Annotated in this window: 15 protein-coding genes; 11 read left to right on the top strand and 4 right to left on the bottom strand. The window is 39.7% G+C overall.

What is annotated here, in order from left to right:
- The first annotated feature begins 34 nt into the window (after positions 1-34).
- The 4 genes from M3226_RS18660 to M3226_RS18645 all read left to right on the top strand — a co-directional run bounded on the left by M3226_RS18660 (position 35) and on the right by M3226_RS18645 (position 3,916).
- Positions 35-634 (top strand): SH3 domain-containing protein, encoded by a 600-nt coding sequence (locus M3226_RS18660; RefSeq protein WP_251567967.1) that lies wholly within the window; start codon positions 35-37, stop codon positions 632-634.
- Between the two features lie 299 nt (positions 635-933).
- Positions 934-1,749, top strand: coding sequence for a glycosyltransferase family A protein (locus tag M3226_RS18655; protein WP_251567965.1), 816 nt, complete (start codon positions 934-936; stop codon positions 1,747-1,749).
- Between the two features lie 99 nt (positions 1,750-1,848).
- Positions 1,849-2,601, top strand: a complete 753-nt coding sequence (locus tag M3226_RS18650) for a glycosyltransferase family 2 protein (RefSeq protein ID WP_251567962.1) — start codon at positions 1,849-1,851, stop codon at positions 2,599-2,601.
- Between the two features lie 250 nt (positions 2,602-2,851).
- Positions 2,852-3,916: a glycosyltransferase family 4 protein gene (locus M3226_RS18645; RefSeq protein WP_251567959.1), complete on the top strand. Its 1,065-nt coding sequence runs from the start codon at positions 2,852-2,854 to the stop codon at positions 3,914-3,916.
- Between the two features lie 132 nt (positions 3,917-4,048).
- Here M3226_RS18645 and M3226_RS18640 read toward each other — a convergent pair whose 3' ends face one another.
- Positions 4,049-5,098, bottom strand: coding sequence for an LCP family protein (locus M3226_RS18640; RefSeq protein ID WP_251567957.1), 1,050 nt, complete (start codon positions 5,096-5,098; stop codon positions 4,049-4,051).
- 264 nt (positions 5,099-5,362) lie between these two features.
- Positions 5,363-6,001, bottom strand: coding sequence for a YigZ family protein (locus M3226_RS18635; protein WP_251567943.1), 639 nt, complete (start codon positions 5,999-6,001; stop codon positions 5,363-5,365).
- Positions 6,002-6,238: 237 nt separating this feature from the next.
- Here M3226_RS18635 and M3226_RS18630 point away from each other — a divergent pair, with 237 nt between their 5' ends.
- The 6 genes from M3226_RS18630 (at position 6,239) to M3226_RS18605 (ending at position 13,014) form a co-directional block, all read left to right on the top strand.
- Positions 6,239-7,381: a sensor histidine kinase gene (locus M3226_RS18630; RefSeq protein ID WP_251567940.1), complete on the top strand. Its 1,143-nt coding sequence runs from the start codon at positions 6,239-6,241 to the stop codon at positions 7,379-7,381.
- Positions 7,382-7,429: 48 nt separating this feature from the next.
- Complete coding sequence (locus tag M3226_RS18625; RefSeq protein ID WP_251567937.1) at positions 7,430-8,116, top strand: response regulator; 687 nt, start codon at positions 7,430-7,432, stop codon at positions 8,114-8,116.
- Between the two features lie 95 nt (positions 8,117-8,211).
- Complete coding sequence (locus tag M3226_RS18620; protein WP_251567935.1) at positions 8,212-9,051, top strand: DegV family protein; 840 nt, start codon at positions 8,212-8,214, stop codon at positions 9,049-9,051.
- Positions 9,052-9,777: 726 nt separating this feature from the next.
- A complete protein-coding gene (locus tag M3226_RS18615; RefSeq protein WP_251567933.1) occupies positions 9,778-10,791 on the top strand; it encodes a nuclease-related domain-containing protein in 1,014 nt (337 codons plus the stop codon).
- A 7-nt stretch (positions 10,792-10,798) separates the two neighbouring features.
- Positions 10,799-12,301: a DEAD/DEAH box helicase gene (locus M3226_RS18610; RefSeq protein ID WP_285857909.1), complete on the top strand. Its 1,503-nt coding sequence runs from the start codon at positions 10,799-10,801 to the stop codon at positions 12,299-12,301.
- A complete protein-coding gene (locus M3226_RS18605) occupies positions 12,298-13,014 on the top strand; it encodes a ComF family protein (protein WP_251567931.1) in 717 nt (238 codons plus the stop codon). The genes M3226_RS18610 and M3226_RS18605 overlap by 4 nt, the downstream gene beginning before the upstream one ends.
- A gap of 23 nt (positions 13,015-13,037) precedes the next feature.
- On the opposite strand, the gene M3226_RS18600 is transcribed toward M3226_RS18605, so the two are convergent.
- Entirely contained in the window at positions 13,038-13,535 is a 498-nt protein-coding gene (locus M3226_RS18600) for a spore coat protein (protein ID WP_251567929.1), read from the bottom strand.
- A gap of 274 nt (positions 13,536-13,809) precedes the next feature.
- Here M3226_RS18600 and hpf point away from each other — a divergent pair, with 274 nt between their 5' ends.
- On the top strand, positions 13,810-14,358 hold the full coding sequence (gene hpf, locus M3226_RS18595) for a ribosome hibernation-promoting factor, HPF/YfiA family (RefSeq protein ID WP_251567925.1): 549 nt from the start codon (positions 13,810-13,812) through the stop codon (positions 14,356-14,358).
- Between the two features lie 587 nt (positions 14,359-14,945).
- On the opposite strand, the gene secA is transcribed toward hpf, so the two are convergent.
- The gene (secA, locus tag M3226_RS18590) at positions 14,946-17,456 is read right to left on the bottom strand and encodes a preprotein translocase subunit SecA (RefSeq protein WP_251567924.1); all 2,511 of its coding nucleotides are present in this window, start codon (positions 17,454-17,456) and stop codon (positions 14,946-14,948) included.
- Positions 17,457-17,641: the final 185 nt, after the last annotated feature.

Below are 17,641 nucleotides of genomic sequence, written 5' to 3'. Positions count from 1 at the left end.
GTACTCTGGGGCACCAAATTTAAAAGGTATGAATGTGAGGTACGCAACAGATCTTGATTGGGCAGAAAAAATATCTGGATTGATGAACAAGATGCTGGCATATAATTCTGCAGACTATACTAATGCAACGGTATTGCCTGAAAGTAATACTCCACCTCCTACGCCAGGTAGAGATATACCGAATTCTACCTTGGTAGTTTATCCAGATAATATTATTGGTAATACAACCGGATCAGTGAATTTAAGAACTGGCCCATCGACGTCTGATTCTATTATCACCACTTTATCAGCCAACACGAATATAACGGTATTGGGATATCAAAATGGGTGGTATAAGGTATCGGTAAATGGAACGGTTGGCTGGATATCAGCAAATTATGTAAATGTCAATAACTTGCTTCAGGTTCAAAATATTCAGTCGGGTGGTAAATTAAACATACGCAGTACTCCTGGGGGCACCATTATTGGCAATTTAGACAATGGTACTTATCTCAGAGCTGTTCTTGACTCAACTAATAATTATGTTAAAGATTCTACTGGTTTATGGTATCAAGTTTATGTTCCTTCTAGTAATACCATGGCCTGGGTTGGGATTGGATCAGAAAATTATATCGCTGAAATTGGCAGAAATTAATTTTCATTTCCTTTAAAAAGGGTTGGCTTAAAAGTTCTTACTTTTAGGTCGACCCTTTTTTTCAATTTAGGAAAATCATGCAGAAGATTTAAGTGAAGGAACATCCAGTGTATGGGTCCTCTAAGTAAGAAAAGCTTTAACCTGTATGAACTGCAGTGAAATTTAGGGGAATATTTAACTAGGTCTTTGGAAATTTTGTTTAATAGTTTTAACTTGGAAAGTTTTTATTAATAACATGTATCTGCTATAATGCATATTAAGTCTTTTCACATAAAGAGATAATGAGGTGAGATCGGGCTTTGAATCTTAGTATAATAATTCCGACACTTGGTACAAGGGAAAAAGAACTCGTTAGGTTATTAGAAAGCCTTAAGAATCAAACGTATAAAAATCTTCAGATTATTGTTGTATCTCAGGATAATCATTCTATGGTTGAAAGGAATATAGAACCATTTAATGATAATCTATTTATTAAACATGTAAAATTAAGTCAGAAGGGTCTTTCGAAAGCTAGGAATGCCGCTATACCATTTATTACAGGTGACATTGTCACTTTTTCTGATGATGACTGCTGGTACCCTGATAATGCTTTTGAATCTGTGATAAATGTCTTCCAGGAAAACCATTCCAAAAGTGATGTTATTTGCTTTCAAATTTTTGATCCGAATTTGAACCAATATTATAAAATGTACTCTGATTTTTCGAATGAAAAATTAAATTTCAGGCAAATATTTCAAAAATCATCCATAGAAATTTTTATTCGTTTGGATAGAATAAAAACGGAAGATTTAGTCTTTAATGAGGAATTTGGATTAGGGGCTAAATATCCTAGCGGTGAGGAAAATATTCTATTAAGTCAATTATTAAGAAAAGAATATACCATATCCTACATAAATCAAGTAATTGTATACCATGCAAAACCTTCAAAGGAGTCTAGGCTCAATCTAAAAGCTTTTCAAAGCAAGGGACCACTATTTAAGGAAATTTTTGGACCCTATATTGGATTTTTGATGTTAACTGCTTTGTTTGTGAAAAAATTTAAGGAATTAGATCGTCCGTTAAATTTTTATTATTCTGCGATAAAAGAGCAATTGAACTACCGTAATCATTCGTAATGCCAATAGATGAAAGAAGAAGTTAATATGCGAAGGAATTAACCTGAACATAGATGCTAAAAATTTAATATTAATGAAAATAAGTAGGAGGTGGGAATATTGTGTTCTCAACCACTAGTTTCAATAATAACTCCTGTTTATAAAGCAGAAAAATTTATTGCCGAAACAATTCAGTCGGCACAGGAACAAACGTATAAAAATTGGGAAATGATTCTAGTCAATGATCAATCACCAGATAATAGTGTAAAGATTATCAACGAGTTTGCAGTTTCTGATAAACGAATTCGATTACTTAACCTTCCTACCAATAGTGGTGCAGCGATTGCTAGAAATACTGCAATTAAGGCTGCAAATGGAAAATATATTGCTTTTCTAGATAGTGATGATCTCTGGCACCCCGAAAAGTTAACTAAGCAAATTAAATTTATGGAAGAGAGGAATTTACCGTTCGCCTTTACTGGATATGAAATTATGAAAGAGGATGGTACTCGGACAGGTAAAATAGTTCATGTTCCTGAATCCATTGATTATAATGGATTACTTAGAAATACAATTATCGGCTGCCTAACCGTTGTTTTAAATAAAGAAATGATCGGCAGAATCGAAATGGTAAACATTAGGACTAGACAAGACTTTGTCTTATGGCTGGATATATTAAAACGTGGGTATATTGCCTATGGTTTAGATGAAGCATTGGCTTACTATCGGAAGGTAGAAGGATCGATTTCAAGCAATAAATTAAAGGCGGCGAAAAGAAATTGGCAGGTATATAGACAAATTGAAAAGCTTTCGCTGCTAAAGTCGATTATTTCATTTACTGGTTATGCATATCACGCAATTAAAAAATCTTAATCCCTTTCTTTAGAGAGGGATTTTTTTATTTTGTTCAACAAAAGAATCCTAATTTCGACACTTTTCCTGTTAATGTTAACTTCGGTAAACATTTTTCCCTAGTCATCAATGAAATAAAGTGATACAATAAACGTGGTTTTGAATGAAAGTATAAGGGTAATAAATCCAAAACATGTGTTTTTTTCTTTGTATTAAATTTTCCATGTAGTTAAAAATATAAATAATCCTACCTATAAAGGAGATTTCATAAATGTTTAATCTACAAAACATCCTAGCTTTTGTAGCTTCGTTCGTTACTGTGCTTATAGCTACTCCATTTGTAATGAAGCTTGCGATAAAAATTGGAGCAACAGATAAACCAAACAAGAGAAAAGTACACCAAAAAATTATGCCGCGTTTGGGTGGACTCGCTATTTTTATCGGTGTTTTTGTAGGTTATTTCGTTTCCGGATTATACTCCCAGCGTATATTAACGATTTCTGTGGGGGCAGTGTTAATTATCATCATCGGAATTCTTGATGATTTATATGAATTGTCGGCAAAAGTAAAATTTGCTGGACAGCTTCTTGTGGCTCTTTTAATTGTCAGCTCGGGATTAAAAGTAGATTTTTTAACGATTCCATTTGTTGTTGACCGAATGGATTTGGGGTTATTCTCCTATCCCTTAACAATATTTTGGATAGTTGGAATAACAAATGCTATTAATTTAATTGATGGTCTAGATGGTTTAGCCGCAGGAATTTCTTCAATTGGTATCGCATCTTTAGGTCTTCTTGCTGCTCTTTCTGGCAAAGGATTAATATTAACCATAGCTCTTATTGTACTAGGAAGTACACTTGCTTTTCTGTTTTACAACTTTCACCCGGCAAAAATATTTATGGGAGATACAGGTGCGTTGTTTTTAGGTTACTGCATTTCGATTATGTCCCTATTGGGGCTATATAAAAGTGTAACCTTATTTAGTATCATTATTCCAGTAATTATCTTAGGTGTACCAGTTTTTGATACCACCTTTGCCATAATTAGAAGAATTATGAATCGACAGCCCATCGGTGCACCAGATAAGTCCCATCTTCACCATCGGATTATGGAATTAGGGTTATCACATAGAAACACAGTATTAATCATTTATTGTTTTGGGATATTATTTAGTGTTGCAGCCATTCTTTTAGAGTCCGTTACATTATGGGTAGCTTTAATTGTTTTAGTCGTTTTGTTCATCATCATACACATTATCGCCGAACTGGTTGGTATTGTAAGTGAACGAAATAAAGCTTTCTTAAAAATGTACCGGAAACTATCTGGCAAGCATTAATAAAAAGGAAAATGCATATTACATGCATTTTCTTTTTTATTATTACCATTGAACAAAAAATTTATTCAATTTAAATTGGACAATTTATGAATAAAAAAACCTCCAAAGTTAGCCTGCTTTGGAGGTTTTTTTTTATTCTTTATTTTCCGCTTTCTTGTATTCTAAATGTGTTTGTAACTGCTTTTGAACCTCTGATAGGCTTTCTTCAGAAGGGATAAAGTAATAGATATCATTGATATAATCATCTGTGCCTGCAATTTTAAGGGTCTCTATATTTTTAGAAGGAAACCCCTTGTATTTTTTAAAAAAGTAAAGTGGTTGACTCATTGTAAGGTTCGTAGTAATATTCTTTTCTAAACGTTCAGCTATCTTATCTATCTTTAATACATTATTTGGTGAAGAAGCTTTATCCAATATAGCTTTTATAAGTTCTTTTTGTCTGTCATTTCTTCCAAAATCACCTCGGGGATCTTGTTTCCTCATTCTTGCATAAGCTAAGGCCTTTTCTCCATTTAATTTTGCAGGACCTTTTTCAAAGTAGATATTTTTGCCTGTCGAGTCAGAGTGTTCATAAAAATCAAATGGTACATTCACTTTTACCCCGCCAAGTTCATTAACAACATCTTTAAAGCCCTTAAAGTTTACTTGAACATAATAGTCTATAGGAATATCCAACAAGGTTTCAACCGCTTTAATGGTTTCATCAGCACCACCAACACCATATGCATGGGTGATTTTATCTTTTCTCCCTTTTTTGTCAATATATACATAGGTATCTCTCGGAATACTAACCAACTTCATTGTTTTTAGTTCAGGATTAAAAGTGGCTACCATTAAGGAATCAGTATGTCCGCCTTTATAGTTTGTACTATAATTCTCTAAACCTATTAATAAAATGGAGATAGGATCCTTACTAATGGTAACTTCTTTATCCCTTAAGTCGGAATGACTGCCCCTTTCTAGCTGGGAGTAAGTTTTTGCTGTGGCTTTATATGTTTTATACGAAACAAATCCAAAGTAAAATGCGGTCGGGAGAACCATAACTATTAAAACAAATAGTAAAAATCTTTTTAGCCTGAACCTTCTTCTTTTTTTCTGATTTATTCTTGTTTGGATCATATAAGTCTCCTTATTAGAAAATAGAAATACCATAAAATAGTTTACCGTATTTAATTTTACCATTCCCATAAGTTAATTCAATCATTTATTTTAGTAGAATTAATGTATTTAAATTTTGTCAATAACCCAGATTGGAGTACAACAGACTGTCGTTATTTCTTGAAAAAAGTGAAAAAAATATAAGACATAAGGCAAAGGGAGTCCTTTCTTATGTCTTATATTCTCGTTAATAATTGTCTGTTCTAATTAAATACGCTTGGTTATAGAAAATTTCCCAATTGTGCCTTATAGTGAATCAGAATATAATCGACATTAAGATAATACTATTTACCTGATCAGATCTTCTTCGAGATAAACATTATTTCCTGATTCGAGTGTGCATTGGCCGTTGGTCAGTTCGGTCATCCATAGCTTGAAGGCTTGGACCTGACCTTCGTCTACATATGTTTCAACCTCGACAGTATCTAAGTAATGAATTTCTTTTATTTTATAATCAGCGGCACGCAATTCTTTTTCAATTTTCCCAAGCCAGGTATAATCAAATTTCACATGGATGATTCGGGAAAGTCTTCTTTCAACAATGCCCACAGCCTCAAGTCCTTCTGAAGTGGCTTTGCCGTAAGCACGGATAAGACCGCCGGCTCCCAATTTAATGCCGCCAAAGTAGCGGGTAACAACAACGACCGTGTCCTTTAACTTTCGTTTTTTTAAAACCTCAAGAATCGGTACCCCGGCTGTCCCGCTTGGTTCACCGTCATCGTTAGCTTTTTGGATTTGGTCGTGCTCGCCAATCAAGTAGGCTGAGCAATTATGAGTAGCATCCCAATGCTGCTTCTTAATGGTTTGTATGAACTCTTGCGCTTCCGTTTCGGTTTCAACGCGTTTTAAATGGGCAATAAATCGGGATCTTTGGATGGCAATCTCGTGTTCGCCTGTCTGTTTAACAGTAAGATAACGAGGCAGCATAGTAGTCTCCTTTCATTTTTAAAAAATATTGTTGTAATATACCTTTAATATGATGGTAACGTTCGAATGATATAATAGTAATAGTTCAATACGTCTTCTTAAAGAGAATGTAACACTATTATTATATTACTTTCACCCCAGTAGAAGGTCAATATGAGTGTTATGGTTCGCTAAATACGTACATTCAATGTAAAATAAGTGTTAAAGGCCTAAAGGGAAAGCCCTGGAGGGAATGAAATGAAACTTAAAAAAGTGAATACGAAGTCTATTGATGAAATTCGTGAAGAAATGATTGATCGGGTTACAAACAGTAAAAGTGATATTTTTCGAATTGGCGAGCAATGCCGTCAAGATTACGAAAGTATGACAACTGAACTCCGAAATATTAAGGAAATGATGGTTAACCTCATCGAAGAGGGGAACCAGCTAGAAGAACAGGTTCACCAAGCACGGCTTATGCTCTCAGAAGTGAGTATGAATTTTAAGAATTACACAGAAGAGGAAGTTCGTGAGGCCTACGAAAAAGCTCACCAGCTCCAAATGGACCTCTCTATCAATTGGCAGTATAAGAAACAGCTTTTGGAAAAAAGAGACGATTTGGAACGCAGATTGATTGGGTTAGATGACACAATTGACCGTGCCGACCAGCTTATTTCCCAAATTTCTGTTGTGATGAATTACTTAACAAGCGATTTGAAACAAGTAGGGGAAGTTATCGAAACCGCGAAGGCCAAACAAGATTTTGGTCTAAAAATTATCGAAGCCCAGGAAGAAGAGCGAAAACGGTTGTCCCGGGAGATTCACGATGGACCCGCCCAGATGCTGGCCAATGTCATTATGAGATCTGATTTGATTGAACGTGTGTACAGGGACAAAGGTCCGGAAGAGGCGTTTGCTGAAGTGCACAGTTATAAAAAAATGGTCCGTGCCGCGCTTTATGAGGTGCGGAGAATTATTTATGATCTTCGTCCAATGGCACTTGATGATTTAGGTCTTGTCCCTACTCTCAGAAAATATTTAAAAACTATTGAAGAATATCATAACCACTCGAGGATTGAATTTGTGAATATTGGTCTGGAGCGCCGCCTTCCAACTAAGTATGAAGTCGCATTGTTCCGGATGATCCAAGAGTCTGTGCAAAATGCGCTCAAGCATGCCAACGCCTGCGAAATCAAAGTCAGATTGGAAATTACCAAAGATGCCGTCACCGTCCTCATTAAGGATAATGGTGTTGGATTTGATCCATCGATTAAGAAACCTGAATCTTTTGGGATGATTGGGATGAGAGAGCGTGTCGACCTGCTTGAAGGCGAAATTACCTATGATTCAAAAATTGGTAAAGGAACATCGGTTTTAATCCGTGTTCCATTAATTAACTAAAGAAATTCTTGCGGCAAATGATAAAATTGTAATAAGGGGGAAATCCAAATGATAACCAAAATTGCTATTATTGATGATCACCAACTATTCAGAGAAGGTGTGAAGAGAATACTAGAATTCGAAAAGTCGTTCCAAGTTGTGGCTGAAGGCGATGACGGCAGCGATGCTTTAGGACTGGTGGAGCAGTACCAGCCTGATGTGGTAATTATGGATATCAATATGCCGGGAATGAATGGTGTCGAGGCAACCCGTGAGCTGATTGAAAAATACCCAAACACCAAAGTCATTATTTTATCGATTCATGATGACGAAAACTATGTGACCCATGCTTTAAAAACTGGAGCATGCGGCTACTTGTTAAAAGAAATGGATGCCGACGCTCTTATTGAGGCGGTTCGTGTAGTGGCTGATGGCGGTTCTTACTTACATCCAAAAGTGACCCACAACCTCGTTAACGAATACCGTAAGCTGGCAGCAACAGTAGGACATACTGGAGGCGGCTATGTGCCAACGCTTGAAATCCGCCGTCCATTGCATTTGTTAACCCGCCGTGAGTGTGAAGTATTACAAATGCTTGCCGATGGTAAAAGCAACCGCGGTATTGGTGAATCTTTATTCATCAGTGAAAAAACAGTTAAAAATCATGTAAGTAATATTTTACAAAAAATGAACGTAAATGACCGGACCCAGGCAGTTGTGTCTGCCATTAAAAATGGCTGGGTAGAAGTAAGATAGATTTGTTAAGGAGCACGCCTTCAATCGGTGTGTTCTTTTTTTGTGGTTTCATATAAAATAAAGCTTAGTTCAAGAGACAAGGATGGTACACTTTTATGAAAACGGCAATTGTCACGGATAGCACCGCGTACATACCGAAACAGTTACGAGAAGAATTAACTATACATATGATTCCCTTAAACGTCATTTTCGAAACGGAAGTCTATCAGGAAGAAATCGACTTAACCGCAAATGCGTTTTATGAAGAGATAAAAACAAAAAAACTGCCGACGACCTCTCAGCCCCCGATTGGGAAATTTGTGGAGTTGTTTGAAGAATTGGCAGCTGACTATGATGCGGTTATTAGCATTCATTTATCAAGCGGCATTAGCGGCACGTATCAAGGGGCGGTTACCGCTGGCTGTATGGTGGAGGGAATTAAGGTTTATCCGTTTGATTCTGAGATCAGCTGCATGGTTCAGGGGTTTTATGCGCTAGAGGCTGCCGCGATGGCGGGCCGCGGGGAATCGGCTGAAGCAATTATGAATCGATTGGACGAGCTAAAGAAAACGGCCGATGCTTATTTTATGGTAGATGATTTGTTGAATCTTCAGAGGGGCGGACGGCTGTCGAGCGCCCAAGCCTTTATTGGCAGCCTTCTGCAGGTGAAGCCGCTGCTGCATTTTGAAGATAAGGTTATTGTTCCGTTTGAAAAAATCCGGACGCGGAAGAAGGCTATCAAACGGATTATGGATTTACTTGGTGAAGTGGTGTCAGGCGGCGGGGAATACCGGGCTGTCATTATTCATGCGAATCGTGAGGCGGAGGCAGAGGAGTGGCAGCAGGAGTTGGGTGCACTGTACCCTAATGTTGAGTTCGTGATCGGTTATTTTGGTGCGGTTATTGGTACCCATCTTGGTGAGGGTGCGATGGGGCTGGGCTGGATGAAAAAATAGAGTTTTAGTTTTGCAGCCATACCGGTTTATGGGCCGGGATGGCTTTTTTTATGTTTTAGCAGAATTTTAAAAATGTAACTGAAAAATAAGTTGGCGGAAATAATGGGAATATCGGCGGAAAAAAGGAAGAAGTGCGCGGAATAAAAGAGAAAACCGGCGGAATTCCGGCCCAAAATGGCGGAAACGGAGCCCTAGTAGGGATTTAAAAAAGGTAACGGAAAAGTAAGATGGCGGAAATAATGGGAATATCGGCGGAAAAAAGGAAGAAGTGCGTGGAATAAATTAGAAGGTCGGCGGAATAAAAGAGAAAACCGGCGGAATTCCGGCCCAAACTGGCGGAAACGGAGCCCTGGTAGGGATTTAAAAAAGGTAACTGAAAAGTAAGATGGCGGAAATAATAGAAAGATAGGCGGAAAAAAGAGAGAAGTACGCGGAATAAATGAAAAAGTCGGCGGAATTCCGGCCCAAAATGGCGGAAACGGAACCCTGGTAGGGATTTAAAAAAGGTAACTGAAAAGTAAGATGGCGGAAATAATAGAAAGATCGACGGAAAAAAGAGAGAAGTACGCGGAATAAATGAAAAAGTTGGCGGAATAAATGAAAAAGTCGGCGGAATAAATTCATAAACAGACGGAATCCTCAAAAAAATCCTCAAAAATATTTTATCAATCATGTAGGAAAATTGTATTTTATGTAGAATTATAGACAAAAAAGGAGTGATATATCTTGGCAATAAAAGAACTAACTCTCCCCCAGAGACTCATCTTGACCGAGATCTTAAAAAAATACTTAAACCGCAGCCACTCAAAGTATCCTATTCTAGAAAAAGACCTAGCCAAAAGATGGGCGGGATATTGGGGCGAACTGGCCTTAGCCAACTACGTAAAAGAACTGCCACAAGAAAAATACCTAATCCTCCACGACCTTCAACTTAACCTTAACGACATCTACTTCCAAATCGACACCCTACTAATCTCCCAAACCCACATTCTAATCATCGAAGCCAAAAATATTATTGGAACCTTGTACTTTGATCATGTCTTTAACCAGCTCATCCGTAATAACCTTGACGGAACAGAAGAATCCTTCGAGGACCCGCGGACCCAATGCCGCAGACTCCAATCCCTTTTAGCTAGATGGCTAATCCAACATAAGCTCATTTTCTTGCCGATTGATTACCTTGTTTTTTTCAAAAGCACCAATAAGACGATATTAAAAGCCACCGGTACAAATACAGACACAACAAGAATTTGTAAAGGAAGAGACCTGTTTAATAAAATTGAGGACTCCGAAAAGCGATACAAACAGGTAAGAATTCAACCTGAAAAATTGAATGAAATAGCTCATTTCCTGTTAAGTAAACATAACCCAAAACCCATAGATATCTTAAAAGAGTACGACCTGACCGAAACAGACCTTCACTATGGAGTCCAGTGTCCATCGTGTACCCACGTCCCCATGAATTATCAAAGAGGAACCTGGATTTGCCCAAAATGCAGCAAGCCCTTCAAAACTGGCCATATCGAAGCAATCAATAACTACTTTCTCTTGATTAAACCAACCATCACCAATCACGAATGCCAGACGATTCTTCATCTCCCGACATCGGACATCACACGAAAAGTACTAATATCCCTTAAACTACCCACAACCGGACATACCAAAAAGCGATTATATCATCAATGGTCAGGTAGCAAAAGTTACTTAATAACAGAAGAAACCATCCGAAAGGAAAGGTGATACCCCCATGCGTTTTATTCAAAAAGACAACCTAATCATCCCAAGCAAAACAAAAGAAGATTCCCTGCCAATCGCACAAATCCTAATGATTCCGAATCCACCGCTTACCCCCTCATTCACCTACAACCCAGAGCTTCAACAGCGGCTTACCGGCAAGCAGCTCCTTCTCGATGATCTCCCATTCCCACTCCCTGACATTCAAGAACATTATCAACATGGCTATCTTACATACCGAAAAGGAATCGAAAAAAACGGAAAACAATCCAGCTGTGTCCGCTGTGGCAACAAGGATCCGCAGTGGTTCGGCGCATACCCTTGCGCGAGATGCGGGGAAAACTGCCTTTATTGCCGAAAGTGTCTCATGATGGGCAGAATCAGTGAATGTACCCCACTCATTGGCTGGAGCGGCCCAGCCCCTGAAATTCAGAACCCAGCCCAAATCATGGCCTGGCAAGGGACACTATCTGAGGGTCAAAAAGTGGCATCGGATCATGTTGTCGAGGCCATCCGCCAAAATCAGGAGCACCTTGTCTGGGCCGTGTGCGGGGCGGGGAAAACGGAAGTCCTATTTGCTGGAATCGAATCCGCACTCGCGGCCAAAAAAAGAATCTGCATCGCCACCCCAAGAACAGATGTCGTCTTAGAACTATCACCAAGATTAAAAGCGGCTTTTCCCGATATCCCGATTGCCTCCCTATACGGCGGGAGTGAGGACCGCCACCTTTTTGCCCCTCTAACCATCGCAACTACCCACCAGCTCCTCCGTTTTTACCATGCCTTCGATGCCATCATATTAGATGAAGTTGACGCCTTTCCGTATACAGTGGAAGAATCGCTCCAGTACGCTGCCGTTCAGGCCAGAAAACCAGCATCCGCCATGATTTACCTAACCGCCACCCCTAATTCCAATTGGCAAAGGGAATGCCGAACCGGTACAAGAGCATACACTACCATTCCGGCCCGGTTCCACCGTAAACCGCTCCCTGTCCCGGAATTCAATTGGTGTGGCAACTGGCAAAAGCAGCTTAAAAAAGGGAACCTTCCCGCAAATGTAATACGTTGGATAAAAACCCGAATCCAAGCGGACAAACAGATATTAGTCTTTTTCCCTCATATCCCGCTGATGGAAAAGGCACTATCAATCTTGCAGCAAATTCATCCCGAGATTGAGGCCGTCCATGCCGAAGATCCTGACCGAAAAAGCAAGGTACAAAAAATGCGGAACAAAGAAATACCTATGCTTCTCACCACTACCATTCTTGAGCGGGGTGTTACCTTTCCAAATATCGACGTAGCCGTAGTAGGAGCAGAGGACACTATTTTTACCGAAAGTGCCCTCGTCCAAATTGCCGGCCGGGCAGGTCGGAGCAAGGATCATCCCACGGGTAATGTCACCTTTTTTCATTATGGAAAAACCGAAGACATGTTAAAAGCAAGAAGGCAGATTGTCACCATGAACCTAGAAGGACTTAAAAAAGGGCTGCTTGATAAACAAGAGGCAGCCAAATGACTATCTTTCAGCAAGACCGTTGTCTCTATTGCCACAATGTTATAGCTCCGAACATCGGATGGATTGCACTTTTCTCTAGAGAAAAAGAACAACTCCTTTGCCCAACTTGTGAAGAAAAGCTGGAAAAAATTAATGGGGAAACCTGCCGCATCTGCAATCGTCCATTCCACCACTTAAATGAACAATTCCGTGATGGTGATTTGTGCCATGATTGCACGCGATGGGAGGAGGACCCTGATTGGCAGGGTTTTCTTGAAAGAAATCACTCTCTCTATCTCTATAATGATTTTTTAAAAGAACTAATTGCCACCTATAAATTCCGAGGTGATTATGTATTAGCAAAGATTTTTGCAGAACTTCTTAAAAAGGAAATCACAAAAATTAATCCAGATTTATTGGTTCCAATTCCTTTAAGCGAAGAGCGCCTATATGAACGCGGCTTTAACCAGGCAACTGTATTGATAACCCTTGCCGGCTTCCCGTCAGCTGGACTCCTTACGCGGGTCCATTCTGAAAAGCAATCGAAAAAATCAAGAGCAGAAAGAATCCACATTCCCCAAGTCTTTAAGGTGGATCCCGACTGTGAATTAGAGGGAAAAAGGGTTTTGTTGGTCGATGATATTTACACAACTGGCTCGACATTGAGACACGCTGCGAAGCTTTTAAAAATGGCGGGGGCAGCGAGCATCCAATCCTTGACAATCGCAAGGTAAAGCCCGCCGTCGCCCCTAAAAAATTAGAATCTCATTCTTAGCGCCTTTTGAGCATTTTCAATGTCATGGCCGAGCAGGCGCCCTAAATCGTATGAAGGATAGTAGCCATGCTTGTGCATATAGTTATATACCCTCTCATGACCTTGGATGGCTCCCATTAACTGATTTGTAAAGGTTCTTCGTAGAGCTGGTGTCGCTGTTTCTGTAATCGCAACAGAAAGATTCCGTACCATTGTCTTTGATAATGCTAAAAGGTCACCGGCAAAAAAGCCGATATCTTCGCGGACCTCTTCCTCTTCCCGGGCTTGATAGCCTTGGGCCGAAGGATAATATTTTAAGAGTTCATTTAGATTTTTTTCAAGATCTTGAATACATAATCGGTATAATTCTCTAAGCTCAGAATCCGTTACTTTTTTAATCGACATTTTTAGTTTCATTAATCCTAATGATTGAAAGGCCACTAACTCATGTAATTCCAAGGTCTCATGCCAGGCCAGCAACTTTCTATTTTCTTGTTCCAAAATTGACATCCTCCATTCCTGTTCACATCAATGTAACGTATTCAATAAGCGTTCTAGTGGCAAATTGTCCTCCAAAATAATACAATAAATATATGAATAACTATTCATTTTAGTAAAAAAAACCTATTAAAGTCAACGAGTGTAACCGCTATTGTCACTATTTCCTTATTGTTTTTGTCAATAATTCGACAAAATTTTAGTTCTGTTTTAGCAGGAATCTCATAGGGTAAAATAGAATTATAATTACATAGCCTTAACAAAAGGAGGAGTCCACATGAAATACAACGTACGTGGCGAAAACATTGAGGTTACTCCAGCAATTAGAGAGTATGTTGAAAAGAAAATTTCTAAATTAGAGCGTTATTTTACTGAAGCACCTGATGCAAAGGTAAACGTGAATCTAAGATTCAATCAAGATAAATCGTCAAAAGTAGAAGTCACTATTCCACTGCAGCAATTAGTCTTACGTGCTGAAGAAACAAACATTGATATGTATGCGGCGATCGATTTAATCACCGACAAGCTTGAGCGTCAAATACGCAAACATAAAACAAAAGTAAACCGTAAATTCCGTGAAAAAGGGGAACTATCTTTCACGTTTACAGCACCTGAAAGCCCTGAAACTCACGATTATGCTGAAGAAGATCTTGAATTAGTCCGGACGAAGCGTTTTGATTTGAAACCAATGGACAGTGAAGAAGCGATCCTGCAAATGAACATGCTTGGCCACAGCTTCTATGTCTTTACAAATTCAGATACTAACCGTACTAATGTTGTCTACAAGCGTAAAGATGGCCGCTACGGCTTAATTGAGGCACAATAATAAAAAACACTGCTCCGGGTGACTGGAGCAGTGTTTTTGTAATAGCAAATTTACGAGAAGACTAAAACTTTCAAAAGAAATAAAGAGTTATCCACATGGGGATAACTCTTTATAATCATGTTTATCCACAAAATTCTGAATAGTTATACACATTAACCACAGGAGTTAATTATATTTTCTGAAGTTTGTGGATAAATTGCGAAAAAGATTGGGGATTGATGGTGTTTTAGAAAACAAAGAGGCCAGCACCACATTGCTGGCCTCTAATAAATATAAGAAATAATAAAAATCTTAGAGGCGTGTCCAGCTCCAGCGCCAAGTCCTCATGGTCTACAGCCAATCCGTCCAATAGGTTAAAAAGCAACCTATCGGCCGGCTCGTGTTATGCTTGTCGCCGATAGGCGGGCGCCTTGCACTTTTCTTGAAAGATAAGAAAGTATAAATGTTTTTGACTTCGAAAATTGTCCAGCTCCAGCGCCTAGCCCCTCGAGGTCACAAGCCAATCCGTCCAAAAGGTTAAAGAGCAACCTTTCGGCCGGCTCGTCTTGTGCTTGTCGGGGCTGACCAAGGCGCTTGCGCTTTTCTTATTATTTCCCCGCTCCACAGCAGTTCTTATACTTCTTTCCGCTGCCGCAGATACATGGGGCATTACGTCCCACATCAAGCTGCTTCACTTTTGGCTTCTGCTTAACAGGTTCGCCATCTTCCTTCGGGTTCACCGCTTGACCTTTAGCCACCTCTTGACGCTCAAGGTTATTGCGAATTTCTGCCTTCATGATATACATCGCCGTTTCATCTTCGATCGATTGTATCATCGCTTCAAACATCGCGAAACCTTCATGCTGGTATTCACGAAGCGGATCAATTTGTCCATAAGCACGCAAATGAATTCCTTGACGAAGCTGATCCATCGCGTCGATATGGTCCGTCCACTTAGAGTCAACCGCTCTTAGCGTGACAACCTTCTCAAATTCACGCATTTGTTCAGGGAACAGAATCTGTTCTTTTTCCTCATAGCGCTCCCTGACTTTTGCAAAAATCGTTTCAACCATCTCTTCCGGCTCTTTGCCTTTTAGGTCATCTATCGTCATATCACCTTCATGAAGAAGGGTGGCCTGCACATATTCGATAATCGCTTGAAGATCCCATTCTTCCTCATCCTCATGGCGAGGGGCATGGACCTCCACATTACGCTGAATCGAATTTAGTATCATTTTTTGAACGATCTCGCGCAGGTCTTCAGATTCTAATACTTCATCACGTTGTGAGTAAATAATTTCACGCTGCTGACGAAGTACATCGTCATATTGTAAAAGCTGTTTACGGGCATCGAAGTTGTTCCCTTCAACCCGTTTTTGTGCAGATTCAACAGCACGGGAGACCATTTTACTTTGAATTGGCTGGGTATCATCCATACCAAGTCTTTGCATCATGGCTTTCATATTGTCAGAGCCAAAGCGGCGCATCAATTCGTCTTCCATTGATAAGTAGAACTGAGTAATACCAGGGTCCCCTTGACGCCCAGAACGTCCACGGAGCTGGTTATCAATCCGCCGGCTTTCGTGACGCTCGGTACCAATCACAGCAAGGCCGCCTAGTTCGATGACACCTTCACCAAGCTTAATGTCCGTACCACGGCCTGCCATGTTGGTCGCAATCGTAACCGCGCCCTTATGGCCTGCTTCAGCAATAATTTCCGCTTCACGTTCATGGTTTTTCGCATTTAAGACATTATGCGGAATCCTTTTTTTAGATAAATAGTTTGAAATCAATTCTGATGTTTCAATGGCCACAGTACCAACCAAAACAGGTTGTCCTTTTTGATGGCGTTCTGCAATATCCTCGACAACCGCACGGAATTTGCCGTCCATAGTAGCGTAAATTAAATCGGCACGGTCATCACGGGCGATTGGCCGGTTCGTTGGGATCACAATAACATTCATATTATAGATGTTACGGAATTCTTCTTCCTCCGTTTTCGCTGTACCGGTCATACCAGCCAATTTTTCATACATACGGAAGTAGTTTTGGAACGTAATGGTTGCCATTGTCATGCTTTCATTTTGAACTTCGAGTCCCTCTTTTGCTTCAATCGCTTGATGCAGGCCTTCGCTATAGCGGCGCCCTTTCATCAAACGGCCAGTAAATTGGTCAACGATGACAATTTCGCCGTCTTGCACGACATAGTCGACATCAAGGTGCATGCTGACATTCGCTTTTAATGCCTGATTAATATGATGGTTTAAGGTAACATGCGCCATATCAAAGAGGTTTTCAATACCAAATGCTTTTTCCGATTTACTAATCCCTTCTTCTGTGAGCATAACGCCCTTCGTTTTCTCATCATAAGTGTAATCCACATCTTTTGTCAGCGTCCTAACAAACGCATTGGCTTGGATATAGAGTGCAGCTGATTTTTGTGCTGAACCTGAGATAATCAAAGGTGTACGGGCTTCATCAATTAAGATGGAGTCAACTTCGTCAATGACCGCATAAAAAAGCGGGCGCTGAACTTTTTGCTCTTTATAAAGGACCATATTGTCACGAAGATAGTCAAAGCCAAATTCGTTGTTGGTTCCATAGGTAATATCAGCAGCATAGGCGGCCTGCTTTTCTTCACTATCCATACTGTTAAGGTTCAAGCCAACAGTAAGACCTAAAAATTCGTATAACTGGCCCATCTCCGTGGCGTCACGGCTAGCCAAGTATTCATTGACGGTAACAACGTGAACACCCTTGCCAGAAAGGGCATTTAAGTAAACGGGCATGGTCGCTGTTAAGGTTTTACCCTCACCAGTCTTCATCTCGGAAATGTTACCTTCATGTAGAGAAATACCACCCATTAACTGAACGTGGTATGGATATAAGCCAAGTACACGGCGGGCACCTTCACGGACAACCGCAAATGCTTCTACAAGCAAGTCATCAAGTGTTTCGCCTTTTTGATAGCGCGCTTTAAATTCTTCTGTTTTTTCGCGAAGCTGATCATCTGTTAATCTTTCTGTTTCGGTTGCAAGCTCGTCAATCTTGGCAGCCAGCTTGTCTAACCGTTTTAGTTCGCGTTTGTTCAAATCAAATACTTTATTTAAAATCCCCATACCTGATGAACGCTCCTTTATCTGAGACTAATTCACAAAAAAAAATTCATGTCAAAATGTTCGATAATTTTCCTTTTCATCTTACCATTTACTCATTACAGTGACAACAATGTTAAAAACAGTGTAAAAATGGTGATTCTACTATTATATATTATCTATCATCGAACTACTAATAAAGCGGTGCC

It is taken from the genome of Neobacillus cucumis, from assembly GCF_023715505.1.
This window is presented reverse-complemented; position numbering and strand designations above follow the sequence as displayed.